The organism is Spirillospora sp. CA-128828 (assembly GCF_050945415.1).
Taxonomy (GTDB): domain Bacteria; phylum Actinomycetota; class Actinomycetes; order Streptosporangiales; family Streptosporangiaceae; genus Spirillospora.
The window spans coordinates 7,047,619-7,063,652 of the sequence record NZ_CP191986.1 but is presented as its reverse complement, the minus strand read 5'-3'; the positions used below and the strand labels follow the sequence as shown (position 1 = coordinate 7,063,652).

Below are 16,034 nucleotides of genomic sequence, written 5' to 3'. Positions count from 1 at the left end.
CACTTGGCATGGACGCACCCTGGAAGCATCCGGCGGTGTGGTCCTCGACCCGGGAGTGAGCGGTGAACGTCAACGCAGACGGAGTCCCCAGCACGCACGACCGCCGGACCGAGGTCCGGCGCCTCATCGACGCGATGGAACACGCGAAGGTCATCAGCGACGGCCACTTCTCGGCGCTCGGCATGCTGATCACCGACGCCTCGCTGAGCGCCGACGAGCCCGCCCTGGTCGAATGCCAGGACGGGCTCCAGTGGCTGCACCGCCACTACCTCGACGTCGACGCCCTCGACGGCCCCCAGCGCGAGCAGCGCGGCCGCATCCTCGGGCTGATCGACGTCGTCCACTGGGCGCTGAGGCGGCTCCCGTCCGGCCTTCAGCTCGCGCTGCAGCCCGACGGTCACGCCGCCCGCTTCCTCGTCGCCGTGTTCCGTCGCCAGGGGCTGTCCAACCAGCAGCTCGCCGCCGAACTCGGCACCGACGAGACCGAGATCAGCCGTGTCGGCCGCAAGCTGCTGTCGGCCGGCGTCGTCTGGCGGCGCAAGGAGTGGCGCCACAACGCCTGGGACCTCACCCCCCGCGGCCGCCAGTACCTGGAGACCTCCGGCCTCCTCGCGGACGCCTAGCGCGCGGGGCGCTCCAGCAGGGTGATCAGGCGGGCGAGGCCGTCGTCGCCGTGGCCCTCGGCGACCGCGCGGTCGAACAGGTCCCGCAGCGCGGGCAGATGGCCCGGGTCGACGCCCTGGTCGCGGCTCGTCTCGATCAGGCCGGGGAAAGCCACCTGGCTGGTCGCCACGCTGGAGACCCGGGTGGCGAAGTCGCCCGCCTCGACGGCGCGGGCCTGCTCGGGGAACGACGCCATCATCGCGGTCAGCCACGCGGTGGCCATCGGCTCGAACGTCGTGGCCGGCACCTTCTCCGAGCGGACGAGCGCCACCGCGTGCTGGAAGCCCGCGATCATGCCGTACATGGCGTCCAGCAGCGCCAGGTCGAACAGCGGCGCGAGGCCGGGATCGCCGCCCAGGAACTGCGGCCGGCCCAGCACCGCGAGGGTCTCGCCGTGCTCTTCGAAGGCCTCCTCGTCGCCGCTGTAGAGGATGAGCGCCTCCGGCCGCCCGATCATCGGTGGGACGGCCATGATCCCGCCGTCGACGTAACGGCCGCCCTGTCCGGTGACGCGGTCTGCCAGGGCGCGGGCCTGCCGGGGCGTTCCGTTGGTGAGCTGGACGATCGTGCGCCCGGCCGCGTCGCCGAGGATCCCCTCGGCGTCGGCGTACACGGAGAGGCACACGATCACGAGCGGGCTCGCCGAGATCGCTTCGGCCGCCGTCTCCGCCTTCACCGCACCCTTGGCCACGAGCGGGTCGGCCTTGGCGTGCGAACGGTTCCAGACGGTGACGGTTCGGCCGTCCCGCAGGAGCGCCTCGGCCAGCGCGGATCCCATCAGGCCCAGGCCGAGGACGGTCACGGACGTGTTCATGCCGGTCCTTTCGTTCGGTAGGGCCCCAGACTGCGGCGGCCGGGTTCGGGAAAGGTTCGGGCCGCATTACGGTGGGCGTATGCGCTTCGGGGTCCTCGGTCCGCTGGAGGTGCGGACCGAGGACGGCCGGCCCGTCCGGGTGGCCGACCGCAAGGTGCGCACGCTCCTCGCCGCCCTCCTCGCGCGGTCCGGACGCGTCGTCTCCGCCGACCGGCTCATCGACGACCTGTGGGGCGACGCCCTGCCCGCCGATCCTTCGGCCACCCTCCGGGCCCGTGTCTCACAGCTGCGCCGAACCCTGGAGGACGCCGAGCCGGGCGCCCGCGCGTTGGTCGAGTCACGTCCTCCGGGCTACCGGCTGGACGGACCGACCGACGCGCGGACCTTCGCCGACCTGGCCGAGCGGGCGATGGGGGAACCCGACGTGGCGACCCGTGTCGCTCTCCTCGCCGACGCGCTGGCGTTGTGGCGCGGCCCCGCGTTCGCCGACTTCGGCGACGCGTCGTTCGCCGACCCCGAAAGCGCCCGCCTGGACGAACTGCGTCTCGCGGCCATGGAGAGCCGTGCCGAGGCCCGGCTTGAGCTGGGCGAGGACGCGGCACTGGTCGCTGAGCTGCATGGTCTCGTGGACGAGCACCCGCTGCGGGAACGGCTGCGGGCCGCGTACATGCGGGCGCTGTACGACGCGGGCCGTCCCGGAGACGCGCTCGCCGCCTACGACGATCTGCGGGTCCGCCTGCGCGACGAACTTGGCATCGACCCCGCGACCGAGCTGGCCGCCTTGCACGCGGCCATCCTCCGCCGTGATCCCGTGTTCACCGGGACGAGGGGAAACCTGCCGGCCGACGTGGCGCCTCTCATCGGCCGGGACGAGGCCGTGCGAGAACTGACCGGGTTGCTGGACGTGTCGCGCCTGGTGACGCTGCACGGGACGGGCGGTGTCGGAAAGACACGGCTCGCGGTGGCGGTCGCCCGCGGCCGGCACCACGCAGGCGGTGTCTGGCTGGTGCCGCTCGACGAGGGCCTGAAGCCGGGTACGTCGGTTGACGAGGTGGCGTCGTTCGTGGCCGGGGTCCTGGGGCTGCGCGACGACGCCGGCTCCGGCGGGAGTCCGGCGGCGAGGCTGGGCGAGGCCCTGCGCGGGAAGCGGACGCTGCTCGTCCTCGACAACTGCGAGCATGTGGCCGACCCGGTGGCGCGGCTGACCGCCAGGATGCTGCGGGACGTCCCGGACCTGCGCGTCCTCGCCACGAGCAGGGAGCCGCTCGCGATCTCGGGCGAGCGACTCTGGACCGTCTCGCCACTGGACTCCGGCGCCGCCGCCGAGTTGTTCGCGGAGCGGGCGGGTATCTCGCGCGGCGATGGGAACGCCGAGGCGGTGGCGGCGATCTGCGAGCGGCTCGACGGCGTCCCGCTGGCGCTGGAACTGGCGGCGACCCGCGTGCGGGCGCTCGGCGTGGACGGGCTGGCGGCCCGGCTGGACGACCGGTTCCGGCTGCTGTCGTCCGGCACGAGGGACGCCCCGGCCCGGCAGCGGACGCTCCGCGCGCTGATCGACTGGAGCTGGGAGCCCCTGGACGAACGCGAGCGGGCGGTGCTGCGACGGCTGGCGCTCCATACCGGCGGCTCCACGCTGGAAGCGGCCGAACAGGTCTGCGGCGCGGACGTCGACGTGCTCGCGAGCCTGGTCGACCGATCGCTCGTCGTGGCGGGGGACGGACGGTACCGGCTGCTGGAGTCGGTCGCCGCGTACTGCGCCGAGCGGCTCCACGAGGCGGGCGAGTACGAGGAGACGCGCCGCCGCCATGCCGCCTACTACACAGAACTGGCCGAGCACGCCGATCTGCGCGGCCCGGGTCAGCGTGACGCGTTGCGGCGGCTGCCCGCGGAGGCCGGCAACCTGCGGGCCACGCTCGATGGCGCAGTCCGGGCCGGGGACGCGGATCAGGCGTTGCGGCTGGTGAACGCGATGGGCTGGGCCTGGTTCCTCTGGGGACGATCCGGTGAGGCGCGCCGGGCGTTCGAGCGGGCGCTGGACGTCCCGGGCGCGACGTCCACGGCGAGGGCACGGACCTGGCACACCGGCTTCGTGATGCTCGACGGCGACGGCACCGACCGCGATGAGCGCGTCCGCAAGGCCCTGGCCTCCGACGACGACCCATGGGCGCACTGGTTCCTCGGGTTCGTCCGCGCCGGGTTCGGCGACCTGGACGCGATCGACGAACTCACCACCCGCGCGCTCGGGGGGTTCCAGACGAATGGTGACGTCTGGGGCGAGGCGGCGGCGCTCGCCACCCGGGCCGCGCAGGCGCTTTCGGCAGGCGACCTCGACCAGGCCGGACAGGACGGCGAGCGGGCCCTGGGTTTGTTCCGCAGAACAGGTGACCGCTGGGGACGCCTCCAGGCCACCGAAACCCTCGGCCTGCTCGCCGAGGTCACGGGCGACTACGCCCGCGCAAAGGAACTCCACGAGAGTGGCCTGCACGATGCCGAGGAACTCGGGCTCTGGACGGAAATGTCCGGACGGCTGACACGCCTCGGCCGCATCGCGCTGCTGGAAGGCGATCTCGACGGCGCGGACGAACTCCACGAACGCGGCAGGCGGCTCGCGATCCGCGAGTCGCACAAGCGGATGGAGCACTTCGCCGAGGTCGGCCTCGCCCTCGCGGCCCGCCGGCGCGGACACCTGGACGAGGCCGAGACGATCCTGCGCCGCTGGCTCGGCTGGTGCCGTGACATCGACGGCGCTCCCGGCCTGGCATTCCTCCTGGCCGAGCTGGGCTTCATCGCCGAACTCCGAGGCGACGCGGAACAGGCGCTCGCGCTGCACACCGAGGGCCTAGCGGCAGCCCGCACAACAGGAAACCCGCGCGCGATCGCGCTCGCCCAGGAAGGGATGGCCGGTGCACTTTCCCTGACAGGCCGTTCCGAAGAGGCCACGAAGTCCCTAACAGCCGCCTCCGAAGCCCGCGCAGCCACAGGCGCCCCGCTGCCAGAGCCGGAGCGCGGCGACGTCGAACGGATCGCCGCCCGCCTCAGCCCGGATCCACCAAGTGACGACCGGGCGACACTCCCCGATTGAAGATGGAGATGCCTCCTGACCTGTCACCCGTCGGAGCACTTCCCACTGGGGGTGGTGTAACCGTTCTTCACATGGATGTATGGACCCCAGCCTTGCTCCACGACGTGTGGCGGGTGATAACCGTGCATGCGGGCGCAGAGGGTTTCCTCGTAGTTGTAACGACACCGGTGCCAGTTACCGCCTGTGCTCTTGCAGTAGCGGTTGTGGCGGTCGAGGACATTTTGCGTGTGGACGCGGAAGTTCAGGCCGTTGTTCCAGCGATCACGGACCCAGACGTCATCGGACTTGTAGTCGAAGCAGCCATCACCGAACCTCGTGCCGAAGGCGTTCTTCCAGGTGTAGCACTTGGCGGTCTTGGGGGGCTTGGTCCCCTTGGCGTCGGCGGTGGGCGCCGTCATCGGCTCGACGGCCTCACTGCCGATGTTGGCCTCGGTGGGTGTCGCGGGAACCTCGGGTGCGGCCTGGGCGGTGGGCGCCCCGGTGGCCAGCATCGCCGACATCGCGCCCCCCGCCACCAGTACCCCGGCCGACAGCCTGCGGATTGAGAGCATGTAGTCCTGCCTTTCGCCTGTGCGGGGTGCGGGTGACGATCACCCGGTCGAGGCAGGATCATGACCCGTTCGAGACCCGCCATGCCAGACCCCTTCAGCCCAGGCTTAAAGCCTTGGGAGGAAGTCACGGTTGCGAATTCCTGGAGCGCGGAAGGCCTCGAAGATCAGTGCGAGGGCGTCGACGCGGCGAGCAGCAGTGCGGCAATGCTCGTGCCGCTGACGATGTCCCCCGCCTCGACCAGCCCGCGAACGTCGGCGAGCGGGATCCAGTCGATGCGCTCGGCCTCCCAGTCCTCGGCAGGCGGGCCGACGTGCGTAGCGCCGTCCGCCCAGAAGATGTAGTGGCGGCTGTCGCTGATGCCCGGGGTGGGGTGCACGATGGTAAGCGGACGCATCGGGCCGGGCCTCCATCCGGTTTCTTCCTCTACCTCGCGCGCGGCGGCCGCTTCGGGTGCCTCCCCGTCCCCGATGCCGCCGATGGGTATCTCATAGCCCCACGCATCGGTGATGAACCGGTGCCGCCACTCCAGCAGAACCCGCTGCTCCGAGTCGACCACCACCGCACCAGCGCCCGGCTCCGACCGGATGAGACGGTGGTCCAGGTGCCGACCGCCGGTAATCTCGACGTCAGCGAGGCGGATGTCGAGCCAGGGGTCGCTATAATGCGGTTTCTCGGAATGGATCTTCCAGCGCACGAGGCGAGCTCCCTTGTCCGGTGGGCGCCGATCACCCCGTCACGCTACTGGTCGCGGTGCAGCTGAAGCTCTGCGCGTTCGCAAAACGTACGCACGTCGGCAGTGTCGTAGGGGGCGAGGGCACGGACGAGACCGGTGACGCGGTCATGTATGCGCCCCGACTCCATGCCCTCGGTACGGTCCAGCATCTGCTGCCCGGTCGCCGCGGCGATCTCGGCATTACCGCGGTCCTCCTGAACCTGCGCCAGAGTCGCGAGCCGATGCGCCTGGCCTCGCAGGTGCGTCCCGCTGGAGGCATGGACGGCCTGCTCGGCGTAGGTCTCGGCTGCGGTCAGGTCACCGAGGCGGTGGAGCACCTCGTGCATGCTGCGTCTCCAGCAGGCCGGGCTGCACATACCTGGTCTCCGGCGGTTCGTTCTCCGGCCGGATCTGGATGCCCCTCAGCCTGGGTCATGCGGCGGTGGCTGCTGCGGGTGTCGCCGATCCACGCGTACGCCTTGGCCTGCAACGTGTGCAGGTCCACCGCCAGGGCCGGGGACAGGTGCCCTTCGGCGCCGCGCAGCGCCGTCTGCGTGTACTGCAGCACACGCCGGTAGTCCTTGCGGTACATCGCCTGGTTGGCCAGCAACGCCAGGCAGTACCCGCCGAACCCGCGATGGCCGGACGCCTTGGCCATCCGTAGCGCATGCAGCAAATACCGCTGCGCGAGCGCTTGCCGGTCGGCATCGTAGGCGGAGATCCCCGCCAGCGCGACCAGTCCACCGGTCGCGCGCAGCAGCTCCCTCCCGGTGCGGTCGTCGTACCCGCCGCGGATCAGCGGCCCCACCCGGTCGTTGAGGTAGGCGACCACGCGCGGCCGTACCGGAATACCGCCGACCCGCCGGTACATCTGTTCGTATCGATCCCGGGCCGCGCGGACGCGTGCGAGTCCTCCTGCCAGGACGACCGCGAGACATGGTCGGCCACACGCGACCGCCTGCTGACCGAGTCGGAGATCCGCGACGGGCTCGTTCACACCCTCTGCGCCGACACGGAAGCCCAACTCCGCCACCGGCTCCTCGCCAGAGGTCGGGCAAGGATCGACGTCGCGTGCTTGGGCGCGCCGGGCGGGGACGTTCCGGCCGAGGACCCACCCCCCACCCGGCGCGCGTCAAAGTGCCGACCCTCTGGGAAGGGTCAGCGGCCACCTCTCCGGTACATCGCCCACCGCACCGCAGCGCCCACCACCGCACGCGCCCACGGATGCGTGAACGACCAGAACGCCTCCAGCCACGTCGTGGCCAGTAGCCGCGCGTAGTAGTCGATCACCGACGGGTCGGCTTCATTCCACGCGGCCATCCCGGTGACGGCGGCCTCGGCGTCACGCGGGGCGTGCCCGCACGCGACGAGGTTCACCACCAGGTCGGCCGGGTTCACGAACGCCGCGCCGATGCTGGCCATGCCCCAGTCGACCACCGTCGCGCCGCCCGGGCCGGCGACGACGTTCCCGGGGTTCAGGTCGGTGTGCAAAAGAGCTCCGCCGGCCAACTGGGCGAGGTGTTGGGGGGCGGCGGCGTAGTCCGACCAACGCCCCTCGAACCACATCACCCCCACATCGGCGGGCACCTTCAGACCATCCACCGTGTCGAGAGCATCCAGGACGGCGGGCAGGTCCCGGGACCCGGGCGTGTAGTCCGCGCGCCGCCCCTCGACGTGCTCGAACCCGAGCAGCCGCCACCCGCCGGCCTCCAGGTCGCACACCATTTCCGGGGTGACCGCCTGGACGTGCGGGTTGATGGTGGCCTCACGGTCGAGTTGAGCGGCCGCCCGCTCGTCGCTGACCGGCGCGCCTTTGAGGAACACCCGCCCGGCGTCGAGGTGGGCGACGGCGGCGAACGCCGAGCGGCGGCCCTCGCCGATCTGCTCGACCTTCACCAGCGGCCCCAACTCGTCAGCGACAGCGCCGACCAGATTGGTCGGCAGGCTCTCCCACCCGATGCGGTCCATGACGGGAGAGCCTGCCATCCGGTCAGGCACTCTGCGGCCCGGACGCGCTGGACGCCGGCGGGGGTGCGCCGGTGTCAGCGTCGCACCTGGACGCCCGCGCCTGCTCGGCGACCTTCGCGACGCACGGGTTCGGCGGGCAGCACGGGTACGCCGCGCCCGCCCAGTGCTCGACTTCGACCCGGTACCCCGTGGCGTGCAGCGCGGGCAGAGTCCGCGCGATCTCGTCCTCACCCGAGGTGACGCCGGGCGCCGGCGGAACGTGGTGCAGGTAGAAGCCGAGCGTTTGCTCGCAGAACCGCGTGTAGTCCTGCGAGTGGAGCATGAACGCGTGCCAGCCAGGGTCGACGGTGTCGGACATGGCGAGCCGGACACCGGGGTTCTCGGCGACGGCGCGCAGCCACACGAGCGCCTGCCCGACCACGCCCTCGGCGTAGGTGCGGGTGACCTCCTGGTGCTTGGCGACGTAGGCGGACAGCTTCTCGAACACCTCGGCGTCCACCAGGCCGCGGGGGTCGAGGGCGGTTCCGGTCGCCCGTTCGGTGGTGATGGTCACGGCTTCCCTACCTTTCAGCTCATGGGTGGCCCGGACCGTCGTAGGGTTCTGGCGCCCAGGGGTGCCGGGTGTGGCTTTCACGGCTCTGCCGCCGATATGGCTCCGGAGGACTGGCCGCCCGGCACCCCCTGACGGCACGGCTGCTGATTGGGAGCTGCGAACTGATCGCCGTGTAGGGACATGCCAGCGTGGCCGTCTGCGGGATAGGTGACGTCGTCGTATGGGAGCGTGATGGGCCAGATCTGGGCTGGTGTCGATGCAGGGAAGATCCACCATCACTGCGTGGTCATCGACGGCGACGGCAAGCGGTTGCTGTCGAGGCCCGTCGCCAACGACGAACCCGAGCTGCTGAAGCTGATGAGCGACGTCCTGGATCTGGGTGAGGCGACCTGGGCGGTGGACCTGGCCGACGGCGGAGCGGGCCTGCTGATCGCGATCCTGGCCGCCCACGACCAGCCGCTGCTCTACATCTCCGGCCGCAAGGTCAACCGGGCTGCCGACGGCTACCGGGGCGAAGGCAAAACCGACGCGCGCGACGCCGCCGTCATCGCCGACCAGGCCCGCATCCGCCGGGACCTGCTTCCACTGCGCGGCGCCGACGAGATCAGCGTGGAGCTGAAGCTGCTCACCGCCCGCCGCACCGACCTGGTCCACGACCGAACCCGCGCCATCAACCGGCTGCGCGCCGCACTGACCAGCATCTTCCCAGCCCTGGAGCGGGCTTTGGACGTTACCAATGCGGGGCCGCTGATCCTGCTGACCGGCTACCAGACCCCCGCCGGGCTGCGCCGCCTCGGCCGCACCCGGCTGGAGGCGTGGTTGAAGGCCCGCCGGGTCCGCGGCGCGGCCCAGCTCGCTCAGGCCGCTGCCGACGCGGCCGGCCGCCAGCACACCACGCTGCCCGGCGAGACCCTGACCGCCCAGCTCATCGAGGCTCTCGCCAGGGAGGTGATGACCCTCAACGAGCACATCAAGGACGTCGAGCAGCTCATCGAGGACCGGTTTCGCCGACACGAGAAAGCCGAAGTGATCACCAGCCTGCCCGGCATCGGAGTCATCCTCGGTGCCGAGTTCCTGGCCGCCACCGGCGGCGACATGGACGTCTTCGGAAGCCCCGACCGCTTGGCCGGCTTTGCCGGCCTGGCTCCCGCCGCACGTGACTCCGGACGCATCCACGGCAACCTGCACCGCCCGCAGCGCTACCACCGCGGACTCCAGCGGGTCTTCTACACCTCCGCGCTGATCAGCATCCAGCGACATCCAGAATCGCGCGCCTTCTACGACCGGAAGAGGCGCGAGGGCAAACGGCACACCCAAGCCGTCCTCGCCCTGGCCAGACGCCGTGTCAACGTCCTGTGGGCCCTCCTGCGCGACAACCGCACCTTCCAGGCCACCCCACCCACGCTCAAGGCGGCATGAGCCCAGATCGTCAGTTGACAACGTCATTGGGAGTCCTCCTCTTCGGCGCGCTCCATCGGGTTGTTCGCCGCGGCCCGGGTGCGCGCCACATGGGGCCCGGGCCGCAGGTGTCTGGAAGGGGCGGCGCCGCCCGGCCCCGGGGTTACCTGAGCGGCGCCGCCCCGGCTTCACGGCCGGCGCATGAACCGCTCGGCAACCGTCAGCGGCTCGGCGCCCGGCAGGAACAGCCGCCGCACCCTCCCGAACGCGTGCCCTCGCCACCAGCCCGGCGAGCCCTCGACGGCGTAGAAGGCGCTGACCACGTCCCCGGAGGGGCGCTCGGCGATGATGAACACGCCGTTCTTGCCGTACACCTCGTGTCCGCTGGAGAGCCTCATGCGGCCCGCCTCCTCGCGGCCATGATGGCCTCGCCGAGCCGGTCCGGAGTCGCGGCCTGGACGAGGGCGCGCCGGTCGACCAGGGCCCACCAGAGGCCGGTGAAGTACCCGAACCACACCACGCCCCCATACCGGGCCTCGATGCGCCGCGCCTCGGCCACCCGGATGGGCACCGGATCGACCTTGGCGGTGTCCTCCAACGGTCCCCGCATCACGGCAACCGCCCCAAGTTCCGCGTGTTGATCGCAGTCGCCGCGGTGAGCAACTCGCGGAGGTGTCCGGGCTCGGCCGCCACGATGCACGCGACGCCACCGGGCGGGCGGATCCGGAGCCGCCGCGCCTCCCACGGCAGCGCACCACGGTGGTGGCAATCGATCTGCCAGCCGGGGAACTGCTCGCGGAGCTCCGCGAGCGCCCTGCCGCCGGGTGAAAGGTCAGCGGCCACTGGACACCGCCCGGATCGCCTCGGCCAACTCCTCGGGGGTGTCAGCGTCGGCGGACGCCTCCTCGTTCAACTCCGCACGAACGAGGGGCCCACGGGTCGCCCACCACCGGCCGCGGTCGGTCCGGATGATCGACCAGCCGGGGAACTGGGCCCGAAGCTGTTCTTTGACCTGCTCGATGTCTTGCGACGTCGCGTTCACGGAGGACCGTCCTGGGCTGCGATGCACGGGTTGTGATCCGGTCACGTCCAGTGAAGTTGTGGCGGGGGCTACAGGTCAGCGTGATAATCGCGGATACGCGCGGATGCGGGCCCGCATCCGCGGACATCCCGGCCGAGGTGCATCGCAACATGTCGTCCGAGAACGCGGCCATCGGTGCGCGCCTGCGCGCCGCGAGGAAGGCGGCCGGGCTGACCGTCGCCGACCTCGCCGAACAGTGGCGCGACCTCGCGCCCGAACCCGTCCGGCGCAGGCTCCCCGCCCTCAGGGACCTTGAGCGCACTATTCGCGGTCATGAGGCCGGCGCGCACACCCCGGGGCCTCGCTACCGCATCTTGTGGGCCCGCGCCCTCCAAGTGCCTGAGGATGAGCTATTCGACCCGGAAGCCCCCTCTGCGGACGCACACCCTCTGCCCCTGCTGCTCTCGGATCCGGCATCGCACCCCGACTCCCGACCGGCCCCGCCGCTCACGGTCGAGAGCGTCGAGGCTCTGCTCGGCCGGCTGTATCGGCTCGATGACGAGTTCGGCGGCAACGAGCTGTGCCGCGTCATCGAGGGTCAGGTAGCTGCGGCCTTCCGGCTGTTCAGCAACGCTTCGCTCAGGCTCCCGGTGGAACGTCGGCTCGTGTCGGCGATGGCCGGGCTCACCCAGATGGCCGGGTGGTTGTCGATCGACGCGACGCGCCACGGGGACGCGTCCCGAAATCTGTCCGCGACGATTTACGCAGCTCACAAGATTGATGATCTCGGGTTGGCCGCGCACGCCATGGGATACCTGAGCTTGCACGCCTTCTACCGTGATCAACCCCAGAGGTCCCGCGCACTGGCCGATGCCGCCCTCAGCCTCGCCCGTGCCGAGGCAACGCACCGCACCCGCGCCACACTGCACAACCGCGCGGCCCGCGCGTGCGCCCGGCTCGGCGACGTCAGCGCAGCCCGCGAGCAACTCGACCATGCGGCCACCGCGTATGCCGCCGATGAGCACCAGGACGAAGAACCCCAATGGACCGCCTACGTCGGCGAGGTCGAGCTCGCGGCGCAACGCGGCGCGTGCCTGCTAGACCTGTCGATACAGGACCTGCTGGGCCCTGATGAAGCCATCACGGCACTCACGGACGCGGTCAACCTCGCCGAGGCCACCGCACCCGACCATGCACGTGACCTCGCCCATTACAAGACGCGGCTTGCGGCCGCGCACCTCGTCCAGGACGAGCCGGAGCAGGCGGCCCATGTGGCGGCCGAGGCGTACGACCTCGCGGCGCGGATCGGGTCCGCGCGCGTCGACGAGCGGTTTGCCGAGCTGGTCGAGCGGATGCAGCCCTATGACGTCCCGGAGGTGCGGGCGCTGGTGGAGCGGGTCACGACCGGGTGACGTCGAGAACCGCCCGGACGACAGCTCCGGTATCGGTCAGGGAGTCGAGAACCAGTTCCGCGCCGGCAGCGCGTAAGTGCGTTGCGGTGCTGGCCCCGGACGCGACTGCCACCACGCGGGCGCCGCCTTGGTGCCCGGCGGACACGTCGTTGGGGGTGTCGCCCACCAGGACGGTTGTGGAGCTGTCGAAGGTCTGGCCGTACTGCTGGCCCGCCCGCGCTCGGGCCAGCTTCACCAGGGGTGGCCGCTCGGTGTCGTCCAGGCCGTACGCGCCGACCTCCATGTCTACGAACCCGTCGAGGCCGAACGCGGCCAGCTTGCATGCCGCGATCGGTCTCATGTTGCCCGTGAGAACGGACTGGATGACGTCGGCTCGGCGGCCGAGCGTCTCCAGTGCTGCCCGGGCCCCGGGCAGTTCCCGGCCGCGCGTTCTGATGTCGTCTTGTCGGGCCGCGAACGCGCTGGCCAGCGACTCGGCGAAGGCCCGCGTGAGCTGGTCTGTGGGGTCGATGCCGTGAAGCCGCAGGGTCTCGGCGGTGATCGCGCGGTCCGTGCGTCCGGTCATGTCCGCGAGCTTCTCCAGCGGGCGCCCGGTGACGTGGTGGAAAACCTCAGCGTAGATCTCGCCGCTGAGGCTGCCGATGCTGATCAGTGTGTGGTCTATGTCCCAGAGCACCAGGGTTCGCACGGACGCATCGTAGGCGAACCCATGCCGGGGCAGGTCGGGCGCCGCTACGCTGACGGGGCGATGCACCGGCGCCCCGCCCCTCTCCGAGGCGGGGCGTAAGTCTTTCCCAGACATGCCAGCGCCCGGACGGTCCACCCGTCCGGGGCCCTCACGTTGGGCGGGACGTGCCTGCCCTCATCAGGCAAGTACACCCAGGCTCGCCTACCTCGGCGATGCCCCCGCGAGTACGGCGAGGTACCCCTGTACCTCCTTCGCTCGCGGCTGCCCGACACTCAGCCGGGCCTTGATCTTCCGGACCCGGCACGCGGCCCTGCTCAAGCTCGGCCGCGAACACCTCCGCCGCCTTCACCTGCAGCCGATCGGGCCCGGGCGCACCTTCGGGTGCGGGTACCTCGGCGGGGCGGCCCAGGCCGAGGCCCGGCTTGCCGCGGAAGAGGCGATCCGATGACGCGTCCAGCCCGAGAGTGGGCCAACCACCGGCTCTGGTGAGCCAAAAAGGTGACATCAGGGCGTCGAACGCGTCTCCGTTAGCTGCGGCGGGAAAATGTAAGGGGGAGGGCTAGGAGTATTGCCGTTGCCGTCAGGGCGAAGGCTGTTGGGTAGCCGGTTTGGGCGGCGGTCAGGCCGAAGGCGGCGCCGCCGATGCCCATTCCGCCGTCGTAGCCGATGTTCCACAGGGCGCTGACCGTTCCGTAGCCGGACGCGGGGGCCCGCTCGTACATGACCGCCATGCTCGCGTTCTGGGCGACGCCGAAGCCCGCGCCGAACAGGACCATGGAGGCGAGGACGGCGACCGTGTTCGGCACGAGGAACAGCAGCGCGATCCCGGACGCGGCGGCCGCCACGGCGGGCAGGAGCAGCCGTCCGGCGCCGTGCCGGTCCCCGACCCGGCCCGCCCACCAGCGGGTGAGCGTCGTGGCCGTCGGCTGGACGAAGAGAGCCGCCGCCGCGACCCCGCCGCCCGGGACCGCCTCCGGCAGGAACGTGACCAGGATCCCGGCGGCCATCGCCGTCGCGGCGAACGCGATCGCCGGACGCAGGAGCGCCGCCGACCGCAGTCCCGCCGCGATGCCGAACGGCCGCTCCGCCTCCGCGGACGGCGCGCCGAGGCGGCGCGGCAGCCCGGGCAGCACCGCGAGCGCGGCGAGCGGGAACAGCGCGCCCGCGACGAACACCGGCGTGTAGCCGACCCGGTGGGCGAGCCAGACACCGAGCGGCAGTGCGAGCAGCGACGGCACTCCTGCGACGACGCCGAACAGGCCGAGGCCCTCGCCGCGCCGCTCCGCCGGGACGAGCGCCGCCACCAGCGCGCCGGTGAGCACCACGGCGACCGCGAAGCCGAGGCCGCGCACCAGGCTGACCGCCGTGATCGCCGCCATCGACGACGACAGGGGCAGCGCCAGCGGCGGCAGCCCGAGCAGCAGCAGACCCGCCGCGAACACCCTCCGGTGCCCGAACCACGTGAGCAGCCGGGGGAGCGAGAGTTCGGCGAGCACCGTCGTCAGCATCAGCGCGCCGGTGGCGGCGCCCGCGCCGACACCGCCCGCCCCGCCGGACGCCGCGTACATCGGGACGACCGAGAACATCAGGAAGAACCCGGTCAACGTGGTGAAGGTGGCCACGAACACGAGCGCCAGATGCCGTCCGACCAGACGCGGCCGCGACTCACGGACGACCTCGGTGCGCTGCAGTGTCTCGCTCATGCTTGAGACGCTAGGGGACGATCCGGCCTGCTGTATGGTCCAATTCCATGGCGATCGAGTGGGCCGGTTCACCGCCGGAACTGCTGCTGCCCCTGGACCGGGACGCCGCCGGGACGCTGCGCTCCCAGCTGGAGACCGGGCTGCGCGACGCGATCTGCACCGGACGGCTGAAGGCGGGGGAGCGGCTGCCGTCGTCCCGGGAGCTGGCCCGCCAGCTCGGCGTCTCGCGCGGCCTCGTCCAGGAGTGCTACGGCCAGCTCACCGCCGAGGGATACCTGTGCACGAGAACGGGCTCGGCCACGCGCGTGGCGCCCGTCCGGGTCCACCGGGAGGAGGAGGCCGGCGATGGCCTGCGCCCGGCGCCGCGGCTCCGCGTCGACTTCGCCTCGGGAGTGCCCGACCTGGCCTCCTTCCCGCGCGGCGACTGGTGCTGGGCGCAGCGGGAGGTGGCCCGGACGGCGCCGAACGACGCGCTCGGCTACGGCGATCCGCGCGGCGCCGAGCCGTTGCGCGACGTCCTCGCCGGCCACCTCCGGCGGGTGCGCGCGGCGGTCGCCGAACCCGGCGACATCGTCGTCTGCGCGGGCTTCGCGCAGGGCCTCAACATCGTCCTGCGCGTGCTGGCCCGCCGGGGTGTGCGGCGCGTGGCGTTCGAGGACCCCGGCTACGGCGACGGCGCGACCATGGCCGCCGCCGAGCGCGCCGGAGTCGAGGCGGTGCCCGTCCCCGTCGACGACCTCGGGCTGGACGTCGGCGCGCTGGACGCGAGCGGTGCCCGCGCGGTCGTCGTCACCCCCGCGCACCAGTGGCCGACCGGCGTCGTGCTCGCGCCCGAGCGGCGCCGCGCCCTCGCCGACTGGGCCTGCGAGCGCGACGCGCTCGTGATCGAGGACGACTACGACGCCGAGTTCCGCTACGACCGCGAACCCGTCGGGTCCGTCCAGGGGCTCGCGCCCGGCCGCGTCCTCGGTCTCGGGACGGTCAGCAAGTCGCTGGCCCCGGCCGTCCGGCTCGGCTGGATCCTGTGCCCGCCCGCGCTCACCAGGGCCGTCGCCGAGGAGAAGCGGCTCGACGACAGGGGCTCGCCAGTCCTCGACCAGCTCGCGCTCGCCGCGCTCATCGAGTCCGGCCGGTACGGGCGGCATCTGCGCCACATGCGGCCCGTCTACGCCGCACGGCGCGCCGCGCTCGTGGACGCGCTGGCCCGGCACGCGCCGGAGGTGAGGCTGACCGGCCTGGACGCCGGCTTCCATGCCGTCGCCCACCTCCCCGAAGGGGCGGACGAGCGGCACGTCGTCGCGGAGGCGCGCAAGCGGTCCGTCGGCCTGTACGGGATGAGCACGTACCGGGCGTCCGGTGCGGCCGAGCCTCCGCAGCTCGTGCTGGGATTCGGCGACCTCGGCGAGACCGCCGTCCGCGACGGGATCCGTGAGGTGGCCGGCCTTCTCGTTTGTTGAGTTGGGTGCTA

Annotated in this window: 19 protein-coding genes; 6 read left to right on the top strand and 13 right to left on the bottom strand. The window is 71.9% G+C overall.

From position 1 onward, the window contains the following. Positions 1-62: 62 nt before the first annotated feature. A complete protein-coding gene (locus ACQPXG_RS33995) occupies positions 63-623 on the top strand; it encodes a hypothetical protein (protein ID WP_433463225.1) in 561 nt (186 codons plus the stop codon). On the opposite strand, the gene ACQPXG_RS33990 is transcribed toward ACQPXG_RS33995, so the two are convergent. Continuing rightward, on the bottom strand, positions 620-1,477 hold the full coding sequence (locus ACQPXG_RS33990) for an NAD(P)-dependent oxidoreductase (protein WP_433463224.1): 858 nt from the start codon (positions 1,475-1,477) through the stop codon (positions 620-622). The genes ACQPXG_RS33995 and ACQPXG_RS33990 overlap by 4 nt on opposite strands. Positions 1,478-1,556: 79 nt before the next feature. On the opposite strand from ACQPXG_RS33990, the gene ACQPXG_RS33985 reads away from it, so the two are divergent. Then, a complete protein-coding gene (locus ACQPXG_RS33985) occupies positions 1,557-4,559 on the top strand; it encodes a BTAD domain-containing putative transcriptional regulator (protein WP_433463223.1) in 3,003 nt (1,000 codons plus the stop codon). Positions 4,560-4,582: 23 nt separating this feature from the next. On the opposite strand, the gene ACQPXG_RS33980 is transcribed toward ACQPXG_RS33985, so the two are convergent. The 6 genes from ACQPXG_RS33980 to ACQPXG_RS33955 form a co-directional block, all read right to left on the bottom strand. Then, complete coding sequence (locus ACQPXG_RS33980) at positions 4,583-5,110, bottom strand: hypothetical protein (protein WP_433463222.1); 528 nt, start codon at positions 5,108-5,110, stop codon at positions 4,583-4,585. A gap of 164 nt (positions 5,111-5,274) precedes the next feature. Then, complete coding sequence (locus ACQPXG_RS33975) at positions 5,275-5,805, bottom strand: NUDIX domain-containing protein (RefSeq protein ID WP_433463221.1); 531 nt, start codon at positions 5,803-5,805, stop codon at positions 5,275-5,277. A gap of 44 nt (positions 5,806-5,849) precedes the next feature. After that, the gene (locus ACQPXG_RS33970; protein WP_433463220.1) at positions 5,850-6,170 is read right to left on the bottom strand and encodes a hypothetical protein; all 321 of its coding nucleotides are present in this window, start codon (positions 6,168-6,170) and stop codon (positions 5,850-5,852) included. Beyond that, complete coding sequence (locus ACQPXG_RS33965; protein WP_433463219.1) at positions 6,137-6,694, bottom strand: hypothetical protein; 558 nt, start codon at positions 6,692-6,694, stop codon at positions 6,137-6,139. The genes ACQPXG_RS33970 and ACQPXG_RS33965 overlap by 34 nt, the downstream gene beginning before the upstream one ends. Before the next feature lie 287 nt (positions 6,695-6,981). Further along, positions 6,982-7,791 carry a phosphotransferase gene (locus ACQPXG_RS33960; RefSeq protein ID WP_433463218.1) on the bottom strand — a complete coding sequence of 270 codons (810 nt, stop codon included), beginning with the start codon at positions 7,789-7,791 and terminating at the stop codon, positions 6,982-6,984. 22 nt (positions 7,792-7,813) lie between these two features. Beyond that, positions 7,814-8,344 (bottom strand): hypothetical protein, encoded by a 531-nt coding sequence (locus ACQPXG_RS33955; RefSeq protein WP_433463217.1) that lies wholly within the window; start codon positions 8,342-8,344, stop codon positions 7,814-7,816. A gap of 231 nt (positions 8,345-8,575) precedes the next feature. Here ACQPXG_RS33955 and ACQPXG_RS33950 point away from each other — a divergent pair, with 231 nt between their 5' ends. After that, positions 8,576-9,763 carry an IS110 family transposase gene (locus ACQPXG_RS33950; RefSeq protein ID WP_433461706.1) on the top strand — a complete coding sequence of 396 codons (1,188 nt, stop codon included), beginning with the start codon at positions 8,576-8,578 and terminating at the stop codon, positions 9,761-9,763. A 167-nt stretch (positions 9,764-9,930) separates the two neighbouring features. Here the strand turns inward: ACQPXG_RS33950 and ACQPXG_RS33945 are convergent, their stop codons facing one another. The 4 genes from ACQPXG_RS33945 to ACQPXG_RS33930 are packed head-to-tail and all read right to left on the bottom strand — an operon-like array spanning position 9,931 to position 10,784. Further along, positions 9,931-10,140 (bottom strand): hypothetical protein, encoded by a 210-nt coding sequence (locus ACQPXG_RS33945; RefSeq protein WP_433463216.1) that lies wholly within the window; start codon positions 10,138-10,140, stop codon positions 9,931-9,933. Continuing rightward, positions 10,137-10,352, bottom strand: coding sequence for a hypothetical protein (locus ACQPXG_RS33940; RefSeq protein ID WP_433463215.1), 216 nt, complete (start codon positions 10,350-10,352; stop codon positions 10,137-10,139). The genes ACQPXG_RS33945 and ACQPXG_RS33940 overlap by 4 nt, the downstream gene beginning before the upstream one ends. Next, positions 10,352-10,585 (bottom strand): hypothetical protein, encoded by a 234-nt coding sequence (locus tag ACQPXG_RS33935; protein WP_433463214.1) that lies wholly within the window; start codon positions 10,583-10,585, stop codon positions 10,352-10,354. Before ACQPXG_RS33935 ends, ACQPXG_RS33940 begins: the two co-directional genes overlap by 1 nt. Continuing rightward, a complete protein-coding gene (locus ACQPXG_RS33930; RefSeq protein ID WP_433463213.1) occupies positions 10,575-10,784 on the bottom strand; it encodes a hypothetical protein in 210 nt (69 codons plus the stop codon). The genes ACQPXG_RS33935 and ACQPXG_RS33930 overlap by 11 nt, the downstream gene beginning before the upstream one ends. Positions 10,785-10,933: 149 nt before the next feature. Here ACQPXG_RS33930 and ACQPXG_RS33925 point away from each other — a divergent pair, with 149 nt between their 5' ends. Further along, positions 10,934-12,175, top strand: coding sequence for a hypothetical protein (locus ACQPXG_RS33925; protein WP_433463212.1), 1,242 nt, complete (start codon positions 10,934-10,936; stop codon positions 12,173-12,175). On the opposite strand, the gene ACQPXG_RS33920 is transcribed toward ACQPXG_RS33925, so the two are convergent. Next, complete coding sequence (locus ACQPXG_RS33920; RefSeq protein WP_433463211.1) at positions 12,162-12,863, bottom strand: HAD family hydrolase; 702 nt, start codon at positions 12,861-12,863, stop codon at positions 12,162-12,164. The genes ACQPXG_RS33925 and ACQPXG_RS33920 overlap by 14 nt on opposite strands. Positions 12,864-13,146: 283 nt before the next feature. On the opposite strand from ACQPXG_RS33920, the gene ACQPXG_RS33915 reads away from it, so the two are divergent. Next, positions 13,147-13,311, top strand: a complete 165-nt coding sequence (locus ACQPXG_RS33915; protein WP_433463210.1) for a hypothetical protein — start codon at positions 13,147-13,149, stop codon at positions 13,309-13,311. A 79-nt stretch (positions 13,312-13,390) separates the two neighbouring features. Here ACQPXG_RS33915 and ACQPXG_RS33910 read toward each other — a convergent pair whose 3' ends face one another. Beyond that, positions 13,391-14,566: an MFS transporter gene (locus ACQPXG_RS33910; RefSeq protein WP_433463209.1), complete on the bottom strand. Its 1,176-nt coding sequence runs from the start codon at positions 14,564-14,566 to the stop codon at positions 13,391-13,393. A gap of 47 nt (positions 14,567-14,613) precedes the next feature. Between ACQPXG_RS33910 and ACQPXG_RS33905 the strand changes: the two genes are divergently transcribed. After that, positions 14,614-16,023, top strand: coding sequence for a PLP-dependent aminotransferase family protein (locus ACQPXG_RS33905; RefSeq protein ID WP_433463208.1), 1,410 nt, complete (start codon positions 14,614-14,616; stop codon positions 16,021-16,023). Positions 16,024-16,034: the final 11 nt, after the last annotated feature.